The organism is Candidatus Limnocylindria bacterium (assembly GCA_036523395.1).
Lineage (GTDB): Bacteria > Chloroflexota > Limnocylindria > P2-11E > P2-11E > CF-39.
Map to the genome: position 1 here is coordinate 1 of DATDEH010000047.1, position 16,090 is coordinate 16,090.

Here is a 16,090-nt window from a genome sequence, read left to right on the forward strand (position 1 = left end):
GCGATGTCCTCGAGCTCCTCCGCCGCGTCGTCGTCCTCGTCGTCGTCGAGATCCTCGAGCGACAGCTCTTCGGGCGGAAGCGTCGGCAGCTCCTCTTCCTCGTCGGTGCCGAACATCGCCGCGAGTGCGCGCGCCTTCGGCATCCAGTCGAGCTGCTCGCGGCGTGAGGGCAGACCCGTGCCGGCGGGGATCAGCTTGCCGATGATCACGTTCTCCTTGAGCCCGAGCAGGCGGTCCTTCTGACCCATCGTCGCGGCCTCGGTGAGGACGCGCGTAGTCTCCTGGAACGACGCTGCTGCGAGGAACGAGCTCGTCGAGAGCGATGCCTTGGTGACGCCGAGCAGTACGGTCTGGGCCGTGGCCGGCTCGCCGCCCGCGGCGATGGTCCGCGCGTTGATGTCCTCGAACTCGAAGCGGTCGAACAGCTCCATCGGGAGCAGCTCGGTGTCCCCCGCTTCTTCGATGCGCACCTTGCGGAGCATCTGGCGGACGATGATCTCGATGTGCTTGTCGTTGATGGTCACACCCTGGCTCCGGTACACGCGCTGGACCTCGTTGACCATGTACTTGTGCACGGCCTCGCGGCCGGAGATGCGCAGGATGTCCTGCGGGTTCGCGGATCCTTCGGTGAGGAAGTCGCCGGCCGAGACCTTCTGGCCGCTCTCCACGTTCAGCCGAGCGTTGTGCTCGACTTCGTAGACGCGCTCCTCGATCTCCTTCATCGCGATCGTGAGCTTGCCGTTCGACGCCATTTTCAGCGTGCCTGAGACGGGCGATGGCATGTCGGTCTTGCCCTTCGTGCGGCGCTCCGGCTTCGCGATGGGCTGGCCGGCCGTGACCTCGTCGCCATCGGCGATCGCAAGCACGTATCCGGCGGGAACGCTGATCGGAACGATGTAGTCCTGCGAGTTGCGCACGAGGATCTTCCGCGAGCCATCCGGATCGCGGACGATCTCGGCGACGCCGTCGATCTCGCAGATGATCGCCATGCCCTTGGGCACGCGCGCTTCGAAGATCTCCTCCACGCGCGGGAGGCCCATCGTGATGTCCTTGCCCACGGCGGCGACGCCACCGGTGTGGAACGTGCGCATCGTGAGCTGCGTGCCCGGCTCGCCGATGGACTGGGCCGCGATGATGCCTACGGCCTCGCCCGCATCCACGAGCTTGCCGCTCGCGAGGTTGCGTCCATAGCAGGCGCGGCAGATCCCGTGCTTCGCGTGGCAACCGAGCGGCGAGCGCAGGCGGACCCGCTTCACGCCCGACTCGGCGATGGTCTTGGCGAGGACGTGATCGACGTCGTCGCCACGCTTCGCGATGATCGCGCCGGTCTTGGGATGCACGACCTCCTGCGCGAGCAGGCGGCCGAACATGCGGTCCTGGAAGGGCTCGACGATGCCCGGCTCGTCGGCGCTCGCGAAGATGCCGTCCTCGTCGCCGCAATCCTCGATCCGGACGATGACGTCCTGCGCCACGTCCACGAGGCGGCGGGTGAGGTAGCCGGAGTCGGCGGTGCGGATGGCCGTGTCGGCCAGACCCTTGCGGCCACCGTGCGTCGAGATGAAGTACTCGAGGACCGTGAGGCCCTCGCGGAAGTTCGAACGGATCGGCAGGTCGATGATGCGGCCCTGCGGGTCGGCGATGAGGCCGCGCATACCGCCGATCTGACCCATCTGCTGGGTGTTACCGCGGGCGCCGGACGTGGCCATCATGTAGACGGACCCGCGGCGATCGAGCGCGTCCATCATCGAGTGGATGACGGTGCTCGTCGCGTCGGTCCAGATCTTCACCGTCTTTTCGTAGCGCTCCTGCTCGCTGATGAGGCCGCGCTGGAACTGTCGGTCGATCTCGATGACCTGGACTTCGGCGGCGTCGACGGTTTCCTTCTTGTCGGATGGGATCGTGACGTCGTCGATGGAGATCGAGACGCCGGCGTTCGTGGCGGCGGAGAACCCGAGCGACTTGATGCGGTCGACGACCTCGGCGGTCATCTCGTTGCCGTGGCGCTCGAAGACGGTCGTGACGATGTCGCGGATCGCTCCGCGGTCGAGCGTGCGGTTCACGAAGCGCATGTCCTCGGGGAGGATCGCGTTGAACAGGACGCGGCCCACCGTCGTGTCGACGATCTTGCCGGCGAACGGGAAGCGGATGGGCGTCTGGTACTTCACAAGGTCCATGTCGAACGCCGACTGCACCTCGTTGAAGTCGCCGAAGATCTGGCCGTCGCCGTTCGCCGGGGCCCGTGGGTCGAGCGTGAGCCAATAGGTGCCGAGGACCATGTCCTGGCGCGGGGTGACGACGGGCTGACCGTCGGCCGGCTTCAGGATGTTGCGCGTCGAGAGCATGAGATTCTTCGCCTCGGCCTGCGCCGCGGCGGAGAGCGGAACGTGGACGGCCATCTGGTCGCCGTCGAAGTCGGCGCCGAACGCTTCGCAGACGAGCGGATGGATCTGGATCGCGTTGCCTTCGATGAGCTTCGGCATGAACGCCTGGATGCCCAGACGGTGCAGCGTGGGCGCGCGGTTCAGCAGGACCGGGTGGTCCTTGATGACCTCTTCGAGGACGTCCCACACCTCGGGAGACACGCGCTCGACGTAGCGCTTCGCGCTCTTGATGTTGTGCGCGAGGCCACGCTCGACGAGCTGGCGCATGACGAACGGCTTGAACAGCTCGAGCGCCATCTTCTTCGGCAGACCGCATTCGTGGAGCTTCAGGTCGTTGCCGACGACGATGACCGAGCGGCCGGAGTAGTCCACGCGCTTGCCGAGCAGGTTCTGGCGGAACCGGCCCTGCTTGCCACGGAGCATGTCCGAGAGGCTCTTGAGCTTGTGGTTACCGGTGCCGCTGATGGCACGGCCGCGGCGGCCGTTGTCCATGAGGGCGTCGACCGCCTCCTGGAGCATGCGCTTCTCGTTCCGGATGATGATCTCCGGCGCGCCGAGCTCGAGGAGCCGCTTGAGGCGGTTGTTGCGGTTGATGACCCGGCGGTACAGGTCGTTGAGGTCGCTCGTGGCGAATCGGCCACCGTCGAGCTGCACCATCGGGCGCAGGTCCGGCGGGATGACCGGAAGGATGCTGAGGATCATCCATTCGGGCGACGCGCCCGAGCGGAGCAGAGCCTTGATAAGGCGGAGGCGCTTGATGGACTTCTTGCGCCGCTGGCCGGTGGTCGTGCGCATCTCGCCCTGCAGACGGAGCGCGTCCTTCTCGAGATCCATCTGGCGCATGAGCTCGAGGATCGCCTCGGCGCCCATCTGCGCACGGAAGAAGCGGAACTTGTCCGCGGCCTGACGGTAGTCGGCCTCGGTCATGATCTCCTGGAGCTTGATCGACTCGGCGTCCTCACGGCGGTTCTTCGCCTCGTCGCGGACGACCTGGACGTCGGGGGCGATCTCCTGGCGAACGACGCCGAGGTCCTGGTCGGCGCGCATGCGGATGTCGGTGATCTTCTTCTCCGACTCGCTGCGGGCCTGCTCCTCTTCCTTGCGGCCGGCCTTCACGAGCGCGTCGAGCTGCTTCTGCAGTGAGCGCTGGAGCTGCGTGAGCATGGACTTCGTGACGTTGTCGCCCTTGCTCACGATGGTCAGGTCGGCCTGCTTGAAGATGATGTCCTTGGAGGCGGGCTTGCCGACCGCCTCCTCGAGCTGCTCCTTCACCTTCGACGCGGCGGTCGTGAGGGCGTCGCTGTCCTGCGCGAGCTGCTCCTCCATCTGACGGACCTTCTGCTCGGTCGTCGTCCGGATGCGCATGATCTCGGCGTTCGCGCGCGCCTCGATGGCGCCGGTGCGGTCCGAGATCGTCTGCTCGAGCCGGCGGATCTTCGCCTCCGACTCTTCCTCGATCGTCTGCATGACGCGCTCGCGCTGGTGCTCGTCGATGTGCGTCACGACGTAGAGCGCGAAGTACAGGATGCGCTCCAGGTTCCGCGGCGACATGTCGAGCAGGATCCCGAGGCGGCTCGGCGTCCCCTTGAAGAACCAGATGTGCGAGACCGGCGACGCGAGCTGGATATGGCCCATGCGCTCGCGGCGGACCTTCGCGCGCGTCACTTCGACGCCGCACTTGTCGCAGATGATCCCCTTGTAGCGGATCCGCTTGTACTTCCCGCAGTAGCACTCCCAGTCACGGGTCGGGCCGAAGATGCGCTCGTCGAAGAGCCCATCTTTCTCCGGCCGCAGGGTGCGGTAGTTGATCGTCTCGGGCTTCGTGACCTCGCCGCTCGACCACGAGCGGATCTGGTCCGGTGACGCGAGCGAGATGCGGATCGCGTTGAACTCGTTGACTTCAAGCATCAGTTATTCACCACTCTCAAGACCGCTGATGTTGATGCCGAGATCCGGCGAGGAATACGCGGCCGCGTCCTCGATGAACCGGATCTCTTCTTCGTTGTCGTTGAGCACCTCGACCGACAGGCCGAGGGACTGCAGCTCCTTGATGAGCACCTTGAAGCTTTCCGGAACTCCGGGCGGCTGGATGTCCTCGCCCTTCACGATGGCCTCGTAGGTCTGGACACGGCCCATGACGTCGTCCGACTTCACGGTGAGCAGCTCCTGGAGGATGTATGCGGCGCCATATGCCTCGAGCGCCCACACTTCCATCTCGCCGAAGCGCTGACCACCGAACTGCGCCTTGCCACCCAGCGGCTGCTGCGTGATGAGGGAGTACGGGCCCGTCGAGCGCGCGTGGATCTTGTCCTCGACGAGGTGGTGCAGCTTCATCATGTAGATGTAGCCGACGGTGATGTTCTGCTCGAATCCCTTGCCGGTGCGGCCGTCGCGCAGCATGACCTTGCCGCTCTCGGGCAGGCCGGCCTCGAGGAGCGCCTTCTTGATGGCGGGCTCGCGCGCGCCGTCGAACACCGGCGTCGCGACGTGAAGGCCGAGCGCCTCCGCGGCCCATCCGAGGTGCGTCTCGAGGATCTGGCCGATGTTCATACGCGAAGGAACACCGAGCGGGTTGAGCACGATGTCGACCGGCTTGCCGTCCGGAAGGAACGGCATGTCCTCCACCGGGAGGATCTTCGCGATGACGCCCTTGTTGCCATGGCGTCCGGCCATCTTGTCGCCGACGCTGATCTTGCGCTTCTGCGCGACGGCGACGCGGATCATCTTGTTGACGCCGGGCAGCAGCTCGTCGTTGTTCTCGCGGCTGAACACCGCGACATCGACGACCTTGCCGTGCTCGCCTGAGGGCAGCCGCAGCGAGGAGTCCTTCACCTCGCGCGCCTTCTCACCGAAGATCGCGCGGAGCAGGCGCTCCTCTGCGGTGAGCTCGGTCTCGCCCTTCGGCGTGATCTTGCCGACGAGGATGTCCTGCGGGCCGACCTCGGCGCCGATGTAGACGATGCCGTTCTCGTCGAGGTCGGCGAGCGCTTCCTCACCGACGTTCGGGATGTCGCGGGTGATCTCCTCAGGACCGAGCTTGGTGTCACGCGCTTCGCACTCGTACTTCTCGATGTGGATCGAGGTGAAGCGATCGTCCTGCACGAGACGCTCGGACAGAATGATGGCGTCCTCGTAGTTTCCGCCCTCCCAGGGCATGAATGCGACGAGGATGTTCTGGCCGAGCGCGAGCTCGCCGTTGTCGGTCGAGTACGAGTCGGCGAGGACCTGCCCCGCCTCGACGCGCTCGCCCACCTTCACCAGCGGACGCTGGTTGAAGCAGGTGCCCTGGTTGGTGCGGATGAACTTCTGGAGCTTGTAGCGGAATGCCTCGGTCGCGCCTTCCTCGACCCAGATCTCGGCGGCTGACACGGAGCGCACGACACCGTCGGCCCGCGCCAGGACGACCTGACCGGAGTCCTTCGCGGCGCGGTACTCGATGCCGGTGCCGATGATCGGCGCCTCGGGGCGCACGACCGGAACGGCTTGCCGCTGCATGTTCGAGCCCATGAGCGCGCGGTTCGCGTCGTCGTGCTCGAGGAACGGGATGAGCGCGGCCGACACGGAGACGATCTGCTTGGGGGACACATCCATGTAGTCCGCGTTCGCCGGCGGGGCCTCGTGGTATGCGTCGCCGCGGTGCACCTGCACGCGGTCGTCGAGGAAGAAGCCCTTGTCGTCGAGACGCGCGTTCGCCTGCACCACCGTCGCGAGCTCCTGCTCGTCGGCGGTGAGGAAGACGATCTCGTCCGAAACGCGCGGCCGATCCTTCGCTCCGTCCTTGACGATGCGGCGGAACGGCGACTCGATGAATCCGTAGGGATTCACGCGCGCGTACGTCGCGAGCGAGCCGATGAGACCGATGTTCGGTCCTTCCGGTGTCTCGATCGGGCAGATCCGGCCGTAGTGGCTGTAGTGGACATCGCGGACGTCGAACCCGGCGCGCTCACGCGAGAGGCCGCCCGGGCCGAGGGCCGAGAGGCGGCGCTTGTGGGTGAGCTCGTCCAGCGGATTGGTCTGCTGCATGAACTGCGACAGCTGGCTGCCTCCGAAGAACTCCTTGATCGCGGCCACGACGGGCCGGATATTGATGAGCTCCTTCGGCGTCGCCTTCTCGGGCTCGACGATGGACATGCGCTCGCGCACGACGCGCTCCATCCGCAGGAGTCCGACGCGGAACTGCTGCTGGATGAGCTCGCCGACGGCGCGCACGCGGCGGTTGCCGAGATGGTCGATGTCGTCCGCGTTGCCCTTGCCGTTGTTCAGCTCGACCATGCGGCCGACGATGCGCACGAGGTCGTCGTTCGTGAGCGTTCGCTGCGACATCTCGAGGTCGAGGCCGAGCTTGCGGTTGAGCTTGTAGCGGCCGACCTTCGCGAGGTCGTAGCGGCGGAAGTTGAAGAACAGCGACTGGACGAGGTTGCGCGCGTTGTCGATCGTCGGCGGGTCGCCCGGACGAAGACGCTTGTAGACCTCGACCAGACCCTCGTTCGTGTTCGTGGTCGGGTCGCGGTCCAACGTCGACTGGACGTACTGGTGCTCGGCGTCGACGTCGATCGCGGTGAACAGCGCCTTGATCTCTTCGTTCGTCGAGTAGCCGACGGCGCGCAACAGCGTCGTCACCGGCAGCTTCCGCTTGCGGTCGACCTTCACCGACATGACGTCCTTGTTGGACGTCTCGAACTCAAGCCACGCGCCGCGGTTCGGGATGAGCTTCGCGTAGAACAAGCGGCGTCCGGTCGTGGGGTCGTCGACGGCGGTGAAGTACACGCCTGGCGAGCGCACGAGCTGCGACACGACGACGCGCTCCGCGCCGTTGATGACGAACGTGCCCTTGTCGGTCATCCATGGGAAGTCCCCGAGGAAGACGTCCTGCTCCGAGACCTCGCCGGTCTCCTTGTTCACGAGCTCGACGCGCGCCCACAGCGGCTTGCTGAACGTCAGGTCCTTGGTGCGGCACTCCTCTTCGGAGTACTTCGGCTCACGGAACTCGCTCGAGATGAAACGCAGGTCAAGGTTCTTCCCGGTGAAGTCCTGGATCGGCGAGATCTCGGTGAACAGCTCACCCAAACCCTCTTCGCAGAACCACTTGAAGCTGTCGAGCTGGGTCTGGATCAGATTCGGTAGCGGCAGTACCTCGGGCAGAGACGCGAAATTCCGTCGAACGCGCGCGGACGAAAAGACCCGGTCGAGGGTGATGGACATAGACGGACCCTCCTCAGGCGCTTAGGTGGGGCAGACGCATAGAGAGACGGGGACAGACCTGTGGCAAGGCCCATATCGTAGGCCGTGATCTAGTGACCGGTCAAGCCGCGGGAACCGTTAAATCTCTACGCGAGCCCAGGGCTTGTCAAGACCCCTTCTCACCAGCCGGAGCCGGCAGGGTCAGGCGTCAGAAGTCCGTAAAACGGGCCGTTTCGCCCCCGTTCGGACGGAACACCGGCCGTGCGCCTGCGTATTCTCGGCAAGCAGATGGACGAGCAGAAGGCGACCGACACACCACCGGCGCCCGCCAAGAAGTCGGTCCTGACGCGGCGCACCGTGCTGGCGGCGGCGGCGACCGCCGGAGCGGGCGTCGCGGCGGCACGCCTGCTCGCCCTGGCGAACGAGCCGACCTTCGAGCGCGTTCCCGTGACGGGCACCCTCGCCAACAAGACCGGACTCGACTGGGTCGCGCCACTCGGCAACGAAGCGGCGCGCGTCTCGCACCTCCTCCGGCGCGCCACCTTCGGGGCGTCCGCCGAGGAGCTCGAGAAGGCGCAGGCCGACGGATACGCGCGCACTGTCGATCGGCTCCTCGAAACGAAGACCAGTGAGCCGCCGGTGCTCGCCGGCGCCGATGAGGCGAGCCAGGAGAACCCGCTCAACCCCGGTGCGCTGCAGCAGTGGTGGATCGACTGGTTGACCAGCAGCCCGACTCCGTTCGCCGAGCGCATGACGCTCTTCTGGCACGGGCATTTCACGTCGGACTTCCGCAAGGTCGGCAATCAATTCCCGTTCCTCTACTGGCAGAACCTCACCTGGCGGAGGAACGCGCTGGCGGATCTCAAGACGATGCTCTACGGCGTCACGATCGACCCGGCGATGCTGCGCTACCTCGACCTCGGCAACTCGACCGCGCAAAGCCCGAACGAGAACTACTCGCGCGAGCTGATGGAGCTCTTCACGATGGGCCCCAAGGCGTTCACCGAAGACGACGTGCGTGCAGGCGCGAAGGCCATGGCCGGCTGGAGAGAGCCGCGCACGCAGGCGATGATCGACGCGGATCTGAAGCGCCAGCAGATGCGCACCGGCCAGCCGCCGCGCAATACGCCCAAGGCGGACACCGTGAAGACCGGGATCTACGAAGCGCAGCGCGGGTACCGCGGTCCCGCGTTCGCCTTCCTCGGCGAGACAAAAGCGTGGAGCACCGACGCCGTCCTCGACAAGATCCTGCAGCAGGACGCGACGGCCCCCTTCCTCGTCACCAAGCTCCTCACAGCCTTCGTGACGCCGACGCCATCCGATGCCTACGTCGCGCGTCTCGCCGCCGGGTACCGGAGAAGCCGCTACGACACGAAGGCGCTCATGCGCGACATCCTGATGAGCCCAGAGTTCACGGCCGCGGACACGTACCGCGCGCTCATCAAGTCGCCGACCGAGCTGATGATCCACACCGCGAAGGCCCTCGGTGACAAGACGCTCACCCGCCTGATCGCGGGTCAGGGCCAGGGCATGGGCCAGACGCTGTTCGATCCGCCCAGCGTCGGCGGCTGGCCTGAGAACGAATCCTGGGTGTCGTCGAACACCATGCTTGCCCGCGCCAACTTCGTGACCTCGGCGGTGCAGGCGGTGAAGAAGCTCCCGTCCGCCGCCAACGCGCACAACACGCAGATCGACGGGGTCATGTCAGCGCAGACCTTGAAGCTGCTCAACGAGGCGGCGGATGACCGGCGTCGCTGGTCGATCCTCCTCGCCTCGCCAGAGTTCCAGCTGAAATAAAGGAGCACCGAGATGGTCGCCAGTGTCGACAAGATCGGACGCCGCGAGTTCCTTCGCGCCGGGCTGGTGTTCGGTGCCGGAGCCGCCGGGCTCGCGGCGGGCTACGCCGCGGTGCCGGACGTCTTCGCGCGCGCCATGTACGCCGCGAAGCAGGAGAAGGTCGTCAACGACAAGGTCCTGGTGATGATCCAGCTCGCTGGCGGCAACGACGGGCTCCAGTCCGTTATCCCGATCGCCGACCAGACCTACCGCGACATGCGGCCGCAGCTCTCGAAGTCGGCGGATGACGCGCTCCCGATCTCGAAGGACTTCGGACTCAACAAGAACCTGGCCGGAACGAAGAAGCTCTGGGACGACGGCAAGCTCGCGATCGTCCAGGGCGTCGGATATCCGAAGCCGTCGTTCTCACACTTCGACTCGATCCGAGTGTGGGAGACGGCCGATCCGGAGCGCCGCCAGCAGGACGGATGGCTGGGCAAGACGATCGCCGACAACTACGACTCCGCCGGGCACCCGCTCGTCGGATGCGCGTGTGGCACCACGGGGATCCCAGGCGCGCTCCGCGATCTCGAGGCGACGCTGACGGTGGTGAACTCGCAGCAGAGCTTCAAGTTCAACGGCGGCGACGAGATGGAGAAGGCGATGGGCGCGCTCTACACGAGCACGCCTGGGATCTACGGAGCGTTGTTCGACACTGCCGTCACGACCGCGCGCGACACGGTCGCGCAGCTGAAGACCTCGGCCGCGTCGTACACGCCGAAGGCGCAGTACACGGACAACGTGCGGCTCGCCATCTCGTCGAAGAACCAGCTCGCTGCGGCGCTGCAGCTCGCGGCCCAGCTCATCGTGACCGGCACCGGCGTGAAGATCCTCCACGTCACGCTCGGCGGTTTCGACACGCACTACACGCAGCAGCAGCGCCACGACGACCTCATGGGCTACTTCGACCAGGCCGTCTCGGCCTTCTACACAGACCTCGCGGCGCACGGCATGTCCGACCGCGTGCTCATCGCGACGTGGTCCGAGTTCGGCCGCCGTCCGAAGGAGAACGCGAGCGCGGGCACCGATCATGGCACATCGGCGCCGGTGTTCCTCATAGGCGACGCGGTGAAGGGCGGGCTGTACGGCGCGGCGCCGAGCCTCACCAAGCTCGACACCGGCGGGAACCTCGCATTCAACGTCGACTTCCGCTCCGTCTATCAGGAGATCCTCGAAGGGCACCTCGAGGTCGACGCGAAGGAAGTCTTCAGCCAGAGCTTCGACAAGCTCGCGATCCTGAAGGCCTAGACCTTGGAACGCTCGAGCCTGCTGCGCGCGGGAGCGGCGCTGTTCGCGGCCGCCGCGTTCGTCGGCTCGGGGGGCTATGTCGTCGCGCATCCGAAGAACGAAACCGCACCGCTGCAGCCGCCGGCCGAAACGCAGCTGGCGCTGCGGACATCCGCACCTAGCGCGACGCCGGCCCCGACGCGCACCAGCCGAGCGACTGCGGTGCCGCGCATCACCACCGCGCCTGGTGTGCAGGCGACGCGGCTTCCCGGCATCACCTATACGCACGTCTCCTAGGTAGTCTGCGGAGGCGATGGAGAGCCTGACCTTCAACGCGCTCGGTGGCGAATGCGAGCTGTACGGCATCAACGTCGAGGCCGCGGCACTGCGGCAGGGCCAGACCTGGATCACGCGCATGCACGACCGGCTGACGCGATTCGAGCCGAACAGCGAGCTGTCGCGACTCAACGCAGCGGGCGGTCGCTGGCTTCGAGTGAGCCCTGAGCTCGAGGCATTGCTACGCGAATCGCTCCGCGCGTTCGACCTGAGCGACGGACTCGTGAACGTCGCCGTGCTCCCTGCGCTCCTCGCCGCCGGCTATACGCGCGACTTCGCGGCGGGCCCGACGGCACGCACCGCCGCGCCGCTGATCCGTCCACTGCCCGATGTGCTCGACATGCGCCCCGGCGAGGCGCGGCTCGCAGCCGGCGCGGCACTCGACCTCGGCGGCATCGCGAAGGGCTGGCTTGCCGATCGTTTGGCAAAAGACCTCGGTGAGAACGTGCTCGTGAATCTCTGCGGCGATCTCTACGCGCGCGGCGGCGGAACGACCGGCGACGGCTGGCCGGTCGGCTTCGGCGCCAAGACGCTCCTGTTAAAGGACATGGGCGCGGCAACGAGCGGCACGACGAAACGCGCCTGGGCCGGCGGCCATCACCTCATCGATCCGCGCACCGGCCTTCCCGCGCGGACCGACCTGAGCGAAGTCTCGGTGCTTGCCGCGACCGCGACCGACGCGGAGATCTACGCCAAGGTCGCGCTGTTTCTCGGCGCGAGCGCCGCCCCGAACTGGCTCGGGAGCCGCTCGCCGGGGTGGTCGCTCGTCCCGACCCCGCCCCAGCGTGACACGCTCTAGCTCGGGACTCTCGCGCGCGCTTCTGCTCGTAGAGACGCGCAGCGGCGGCCCTGATCCTGGCGGGTACCCGGTAGGCGTTCCGCAGAGGACTCAGCTCCAAGTCCGAACTCATGCCCGGCGTACAAACCAAACCGGGACCCTTGCGGGCCCCGGTCCGGCACCTTTCGCGAGCCCACCGACCAGGCGGTGGACCGGCGGACGACAACGATATCGGGGCGCCCTGCGCAACCGATACCGGTAGCAGAACGTTTGGGCTAGTGGGCGGCTATTTGAGCTCGACCGTGGCGCCCGCGTCCTCGAGCTTCTTCTTGACAGCGTTCGCCTCGTCCTTGCCGATGTTCTCCTTGACCGGCTTCGGAGCCCCGTCCACGAGGTCTTTGGCCTCCTTCAGGCCCAGACCGGTGATCTCCCGGACCGTCTTGATGACGTTGATCTTTGAGGCGCCGGCCTCCTTCAGGACCACGGTGAACTCGGTCTTCTCCTCGGCCTCGGCCGGGGCGGCCGCACCGCCACCACCACCGGCCGCCGCCACGGCGACCGGCGCCGCGCTGACGCCCCAGCGGTCCTGTAGGTACTTGCCGAACTGGGCGATCTCCATGATCGACCAGGACTCGAGCTCGCCCGCGAGTTTGTCGAACTTCGGGTTGCTTTCGGTTGCGGTTGCCATGTCGATCTCCTTCTTATTGCGCGCGTGCGGTCAGCACGCGGATGAGGTTCTGGGCCGGTGCCTGGAAGAGTCCGGTGAGCTGAGCCAGTGGCGCCTGAAGGCTGCCGACGATCTGGCCCTGCAGGTACGCGCGGCTGGGCAGCCGTGCGAGGATCTGAACGTCGTCGACGGACATCGTGTGCCCGCCGATGAACGCGCCGAGGATGCGCAGTGACTTGAGGACACGCGCCTCGTCGACCATGCCCTTCGCGAGCTCGACCTCGTCGATCTTGCCGAGCGCCACCGCCGTCGGTCCGGCGAGCAGCGACGCGAGGGTTCCGCGCTCCGTCTTCGTGGCCGCACGCGTGAAGAGGCTGTTCTTCACGACGTGGTACTCCACGCCCTTCGGGCGGAGGCGCCTCCGCAGCTCTTGTAGCTCGCCGACCTTCAGGCCGCGGTAGTCGGTGACGATGACCGCGGTCGACCCGCGGAGCTGCTCCGCGAGCGCGTCCACGGCCCGGCTCTTCGCCGGGATGCCGCCGCCCTTCCGCTTGACCTTGGGTCCCGTCTTGATCTTCGCCATGTCACCCCCTGAGAACTACGAAGCCCTCGTTCCCGAACGGAAACGAGGGCAACAGCACGGCGACCGCCGTACTTCGTTCTCGCCTCCGCAGGACTTATCCCTTTCGGGCGCCGGCTTCTCTGGCTATTCAGTTGTGCGCTACGTGAATTATGCGGTCGCGCGACCCGCGAGTCCAAGCGTCGCGCCGAGATCCAGCTTCACGCTCGGCCCATGAGTGCTCGTGAGATGGGCGGCTCGCACGTACTGGCCCTTCACGCCGGCCGGCCTGGCGCGGTTGATCGCCTCGACCACCGTCGCGAGATTCTCGACCAGCGCCTGCTCGCTGAAGGAAGCCTTGCCGACGACGGTGTGGATCACCGCGGTCTTGTCCACGCGGAACTCAACGCGGCCGCCCTTGGCATCGCGCACCGCCTTCGCGACATCGAAGGTCACGGTCCCCGACTTCGGGTTCGGCATCAGGCCTCGTGGACCCAGGACGCGACCGAGCTTACCGACCTGGCCCATGAGATCGGGGGTAGCAACGGCGACGTCGAATTCCATCCACCCGCCCTCGATCCGCTTCGCGAGATCCTCCGCTCCGACGACGTCGGCGCCCGCGGCCTGCGCCTCACGCGCCTTGTCGCCCTGAGCGAACGCGATCACGCGCACGGTCTTGCCGGTGCCGTGCGGGAGCACGGCGGCGCCACGGACCATCTGGTCCGCGTGCTTGGGGTCGACGCCCATGCGCATGTGCAGCTCTACGGTCGTGTCGAACTTCGCCTGGCTGGTTTCCTTGACGAGCTTCACGCCCTCGGCGGGCGGATATTCACGGCTGCGGTCGATCTTCTTCGCGAGCTCCGTGTAGCGCTTGCCGTGCTTCTTCTCTGGCATGTGCGTCCCCTTTCGGCCATTCGGCCTCCCGTCTATCGCGCGGTACACGCACCTTTCGGTGGACCCTGATCGTAACGCTAGGAGCCGATCTCGACTCCCATGCTTCGCGCCGTGCCTTCGACCATCTTCATCGCGCCTTCGATGGAGGTGGCGTTGAGGTCGGCCATCTTCGTCTCGGCGATCTTCTTCACCGCGGCGCGGCTGATCTTCCCCACCTTCTCCTTGTTCGGCTTGCCCGAGCCCTTCTCGATCCCGGCCTCGCGTCGGATGAGGTCCGCGGCCGGCGGGCTCTTCGTGACGAAGGTGTACGAGCGATCCTCGAAGACCGTCACCACCGCGGGCACGACGGTGCCGGCGAGCGGCGCGGTGCGCTCGTTGTACTCCTTGATGAACTGGCCCATGTTGATGCCGTGCGGTCCGAGCGCCGTGCCGACGGGCGGCGCGGCAGTGGCCTTACCCGCTTGGATCTGGACCTTGACGACCGCCTTGATCTTCTTCGCCATCTAATTCCTCGCAGGGGCTTCGCCCCTTCCACCCCTTGTCATTTCACCAGCTTTTCGATCTGCAGGAAGTCCAGCTCGACCGGCGTCTCGCGGCCGAAGATGGACACCAGGACCTTGACCTTATTGCGCTCGGGGTTGACCTCGTCAACGACACCGTGCAGATCGGTGAAGGGTCCGTCCGTGACGCGCACGGCCTCGCCCTTCGTGAAGGCCACCTTGTATTTCGGCGCGTCGAGCTTGATCTGTCGCAGGATCGCCCGCACCTCGGTGTCGGTGAGCTCGGTCGGCTTGTTGCCGCTGCCAACGAAGCTCGTGACGCCCGGCGTGTTGCGCACCACGTACCAGGAGTCGTCGCTCATCACCATCTCGACGAGGACGTAACCCGGGAAGATCTTGCGCTCGACCGGATGGCGCTTGCCGTTCTTGATCTCAATCTCTTCCTCAGTAGGGACGAGGACCTGGAAGATCTTGTCGCCCATGTCCATCGACTGGATGCGGTGCTCGAGGTTCGTCTTCACCTTGTTCTCGTAGCCCGAGTACGTGTGGATGACGTACCAGCGGCGGCCGGTGTCGGCCTGCGGCTCCGCGGTCGGCGTGGCAGCGGAAGGTCTCTCCGGCTCGGGTTCTGGTGCGGGGGCGATCTCGGGCTCGGCCTCCGCGACGGCACCGGCCCGGCGCAGCATTTTCTTGGCCTCGTCGACCGAGACCTCCTCGTCAGGCTGCGCGGTGCCGAGGAACGCGCGCGCGGCGAGAGTGGCCTCTTCGTCCGAGAGCTTCGCGGCGTCGATGCCGCTGCCTTGCTCCGCCCCCGCTTCCTCGGGCGCGCCGTCGTCCGGCGCGCTCTCCCCCGGTGCGCCCTCACGCGGTTCGTCCTGCTCGCTTCGCTCCTGCTCGTCCATGCCGCTCCTTACTACTGCGTCGGTGGGGCCGTTGGCGTCGGCGACCCGACGATGCCTCTAGTGATCACGAGAGTGAACAGGTTGTCGAAGAGGAAGATGTACGCGGCGATCAGTGCCGAGATGACGAGCACGATGAGCGTCAGACGGAGGACCGTCTCACGGCTGGGCCAGGTCACCTTGCGCAGCTCTGACCACGCTTCCTGCGCGAATTCGATCGGGCTCTGGCGCGGCGCTCTTGGCGCCCTCATCGCTGCGGTCGTCATACCTTTTTATCCATTCCTTCCAGCACGGCAGGAGAGACTCGAACTCTCAACCTACGGTTTTGGAGACCGTTGCTCTGCCAGTTGAGCTACTGCCGTATGTCTGCCTGCGGCAGCCATACGGCAGCCGCACTCCCTCACCATCTATCTAGTTTCCCGGTGCGGTGTGTGTTTCCGGCAACGTGGGCAGAACTTCGACAGCTCGATCCGGTCCGGATCGTTCTTCCGGTTCTTCGTCGTCGCGTATGTGCGCGACCGGCAGGTCGAGCACGCCAGCGTCAGGATCGGTCGGTTGTCTTTGGCCATGTCCTTATTACTCCAGGATCTTCGTCACCACGCCGGCGCCGACGGTCTTGCCGCCTTCGCGGATGGCGAAGCGCAGACCCTCTTCGAGAGCGATCGGGGTGATGAGCGTGACGGTGAGACTCACGTTGTCGCCGGGCATGACCATCTCGGTCCCCGCCGGCAGCTCGGCCGAGCCGGTGACGTCGGTGGTGCGGATGTAGAACTGCGGGCGGTAGCCGTTGAAGAACGGGGTGTGCCGGCCGCCCTCCTCCTTGGAGAGCACG

The 16,090-nt window shown here is 66.3% G+C and carries 14 protein-coding genes and 1 tRNA gene; 4 read left to right on the plus strand and 11 right to left on the minus strand.

The window, feature by feature from the left end:
- Positions 1 to 4,289: DNA-directed RNA polymerase subunit beta' (gene rpoC, locus VI056_06290; GenBank protein ID HEY6202635.1), on the minus strand; the 4,289-nt coding region annotated here is incomplete at its 3' end.
- 3 nt (positions 4,290 to 4,292) lie between these two features.
- Positions 4,293 to 7,583, minus strand: coding sequence for a DNA-directed RNA polymerase subunit beta (gene rpoB, locus VI056_06295; protein HEY6202636.1), 3,291 nt, complete (start codon positions 7,581 to 7,583; stop codon positions 4,293 to 4,295).
- Positions 7,584 to 7,850: 267 nt separating this feature from the next.
- On the opposite strand from rpoB, the gene VI056_06300 reads away from it, so the two are divergent.
- From VI056_06300 to VI056_06315, 4 genes are read left to right on the plus strand one after another with little or no spacing between them, the layout of a single operon-like run.
- Positions 7,851 to 9,359, plus strand: a complete 1,509-nt coding sequence (locus VI056_06300; protein HEY6202637.1) for a DUF1800 domain-containing protein — start codon at positions 7,851 to 7,853, stop codon at positions 9,357 to 9,359.
- Positions 9,360 to 9,371: 12 nt separating this feature from the next.
- The gene (locus VI056_06305; GenBank protein HEY6202638.1) at positions 9,372 to 10,646 is read left to right on the plus strand and encodes a DUF1501 domain-containing protein; all 1,275 of its coding nucleotides are present in this window, start codon (positions 9,372 to 9,374) and stop codon (positions 10,644 to 10,646) included.
- Between the two features lie 3 nt (positions 10,647 to 10,649).
- Complete coding sequence (locus tag VI056_06310; GenBank protein HEY6202639.1) at positions 10,650 to 10,922, plus strand: hypothetical protein; 273 nt, start codon at positions 10,650 to 10,652, stop codon at positions 10,920 to 10,922.
- Positions 10,923 to 10,938: 16 nt separating this feature from the next.
- Positions 10,939 to 11,760 carry an FAD:protein FMN transferase gene (locus VI056_06315; GenBank protein HEY6202640.1) on the plus strand — a complete coding sequence of 274 codons (822 nt, stop codon included), beginning with the start codon at positions 10,939 to 10,941 and terminating at the stop codon, positions 11,758 to 11,760.
- A 265-nt stretch (positions 11,761 to 12,025) separates the two neighbouring features.
- Here the strand turns inward: VI056_06315 and rplL are convergent, their stop codons facing one another.
- The 9 genes from rplL to tuf form a co-directional block, all read right to left on the minus strand.
- Positions 12,026 to 12,427, minus strand: coding sequence for a 50S ribosomal protein L7/L12 (rplL, locus tag VI056_06320; protein ID HEY6202641.1), 402 nt, complete (start codon positions 12,425 to 12,427; stop codon positions 12,026 to 12,028).
- A gap of 13 nt (positions 12,428 to 12,440) precedes the next feature.
- Positions 12,441 to 12,989, minus strand: coding sequence for a 50S ribosomal protein L10 (gene rplJ / locus VI056_06325; GenBank protein HEY6202642.1), 549 nt, complete (start codon positions 12,987 to 12,989; stop codon positions 12,441 to 12,443).
- A 147-nt stretch (positions 12,990 to 13,136) separates the two neighbouring features.
- A complete protein-coding gene (gene rplA / locus VI056_06330) occupies positions 13,137 to 13,859 on the minus strand; it encodes a 50S ribosomal protein L1 (GenBank protein HEY6202643.1) in 723 nt (240 codons plus the stop codon).
- Between the two features lie 77 nt (positions 13,860 to 13,936).
- Positions 13,937 to 14,362, minus strand: coding sequence for a 50S ribosomal protein L11 (gene rplK / locus VI056_06335; protein ID HEY6202644.1), 426 nt, complete (start codon positions 14,360 to 14,362; stop codon positions 13,937 to 13,939).
- Positions 14,363 to 14,400: 38 nt separating this feature from the next.
- Entirely contained in the window at positions 14,401 to 14,910 is a 510-nt protein-coding gene (gene nusG / locus VI056_06340) for a transcription termination/antitermination protein NusG (protein HEY6202645.1), read from the minus strand.
- Between the two features lie 362 nt (positions 14,911 to 15,272).
- Entirely contained in the window at positions 15,273 to 15,509 is a 237-nt protein-coding gene (secE, locus tag VI056_06345; protein HEY6202646.1) for a preprotein translocase subunit SecE, read from the minus strand.
- 38 nt (positions 15,510 to 15,547) lie between these two features.
- Positions 15,548 to 15,620: transfer RNA gene (locus VI056_06350), tRNA-Trp, on the minus strand.
- Positions 15,621 to 15,665: 45 nt separating this feature from the next.
- Complete coding sequence (rpmG, locus tag VI056_06355; protein HEY6202647.1) at positions 15,666 to 15,827, minus strand: 50S ribosomal protein L33; 162 nt, start codon at positions 15,825 to 15,827, stop codon at positions 15,666 to 15,668.
- A 7-nt stretch (positions 15,828 to 15,834) separates the two neighbouring features.
- Positions 15,835 to 16,090: elongation factor Tu (gene tuf, locus VI056_06360; GenBank protein ID HEY6202648.1), on the minus strand; the 256-nt coding region annotated here is incomplete at its 5' end.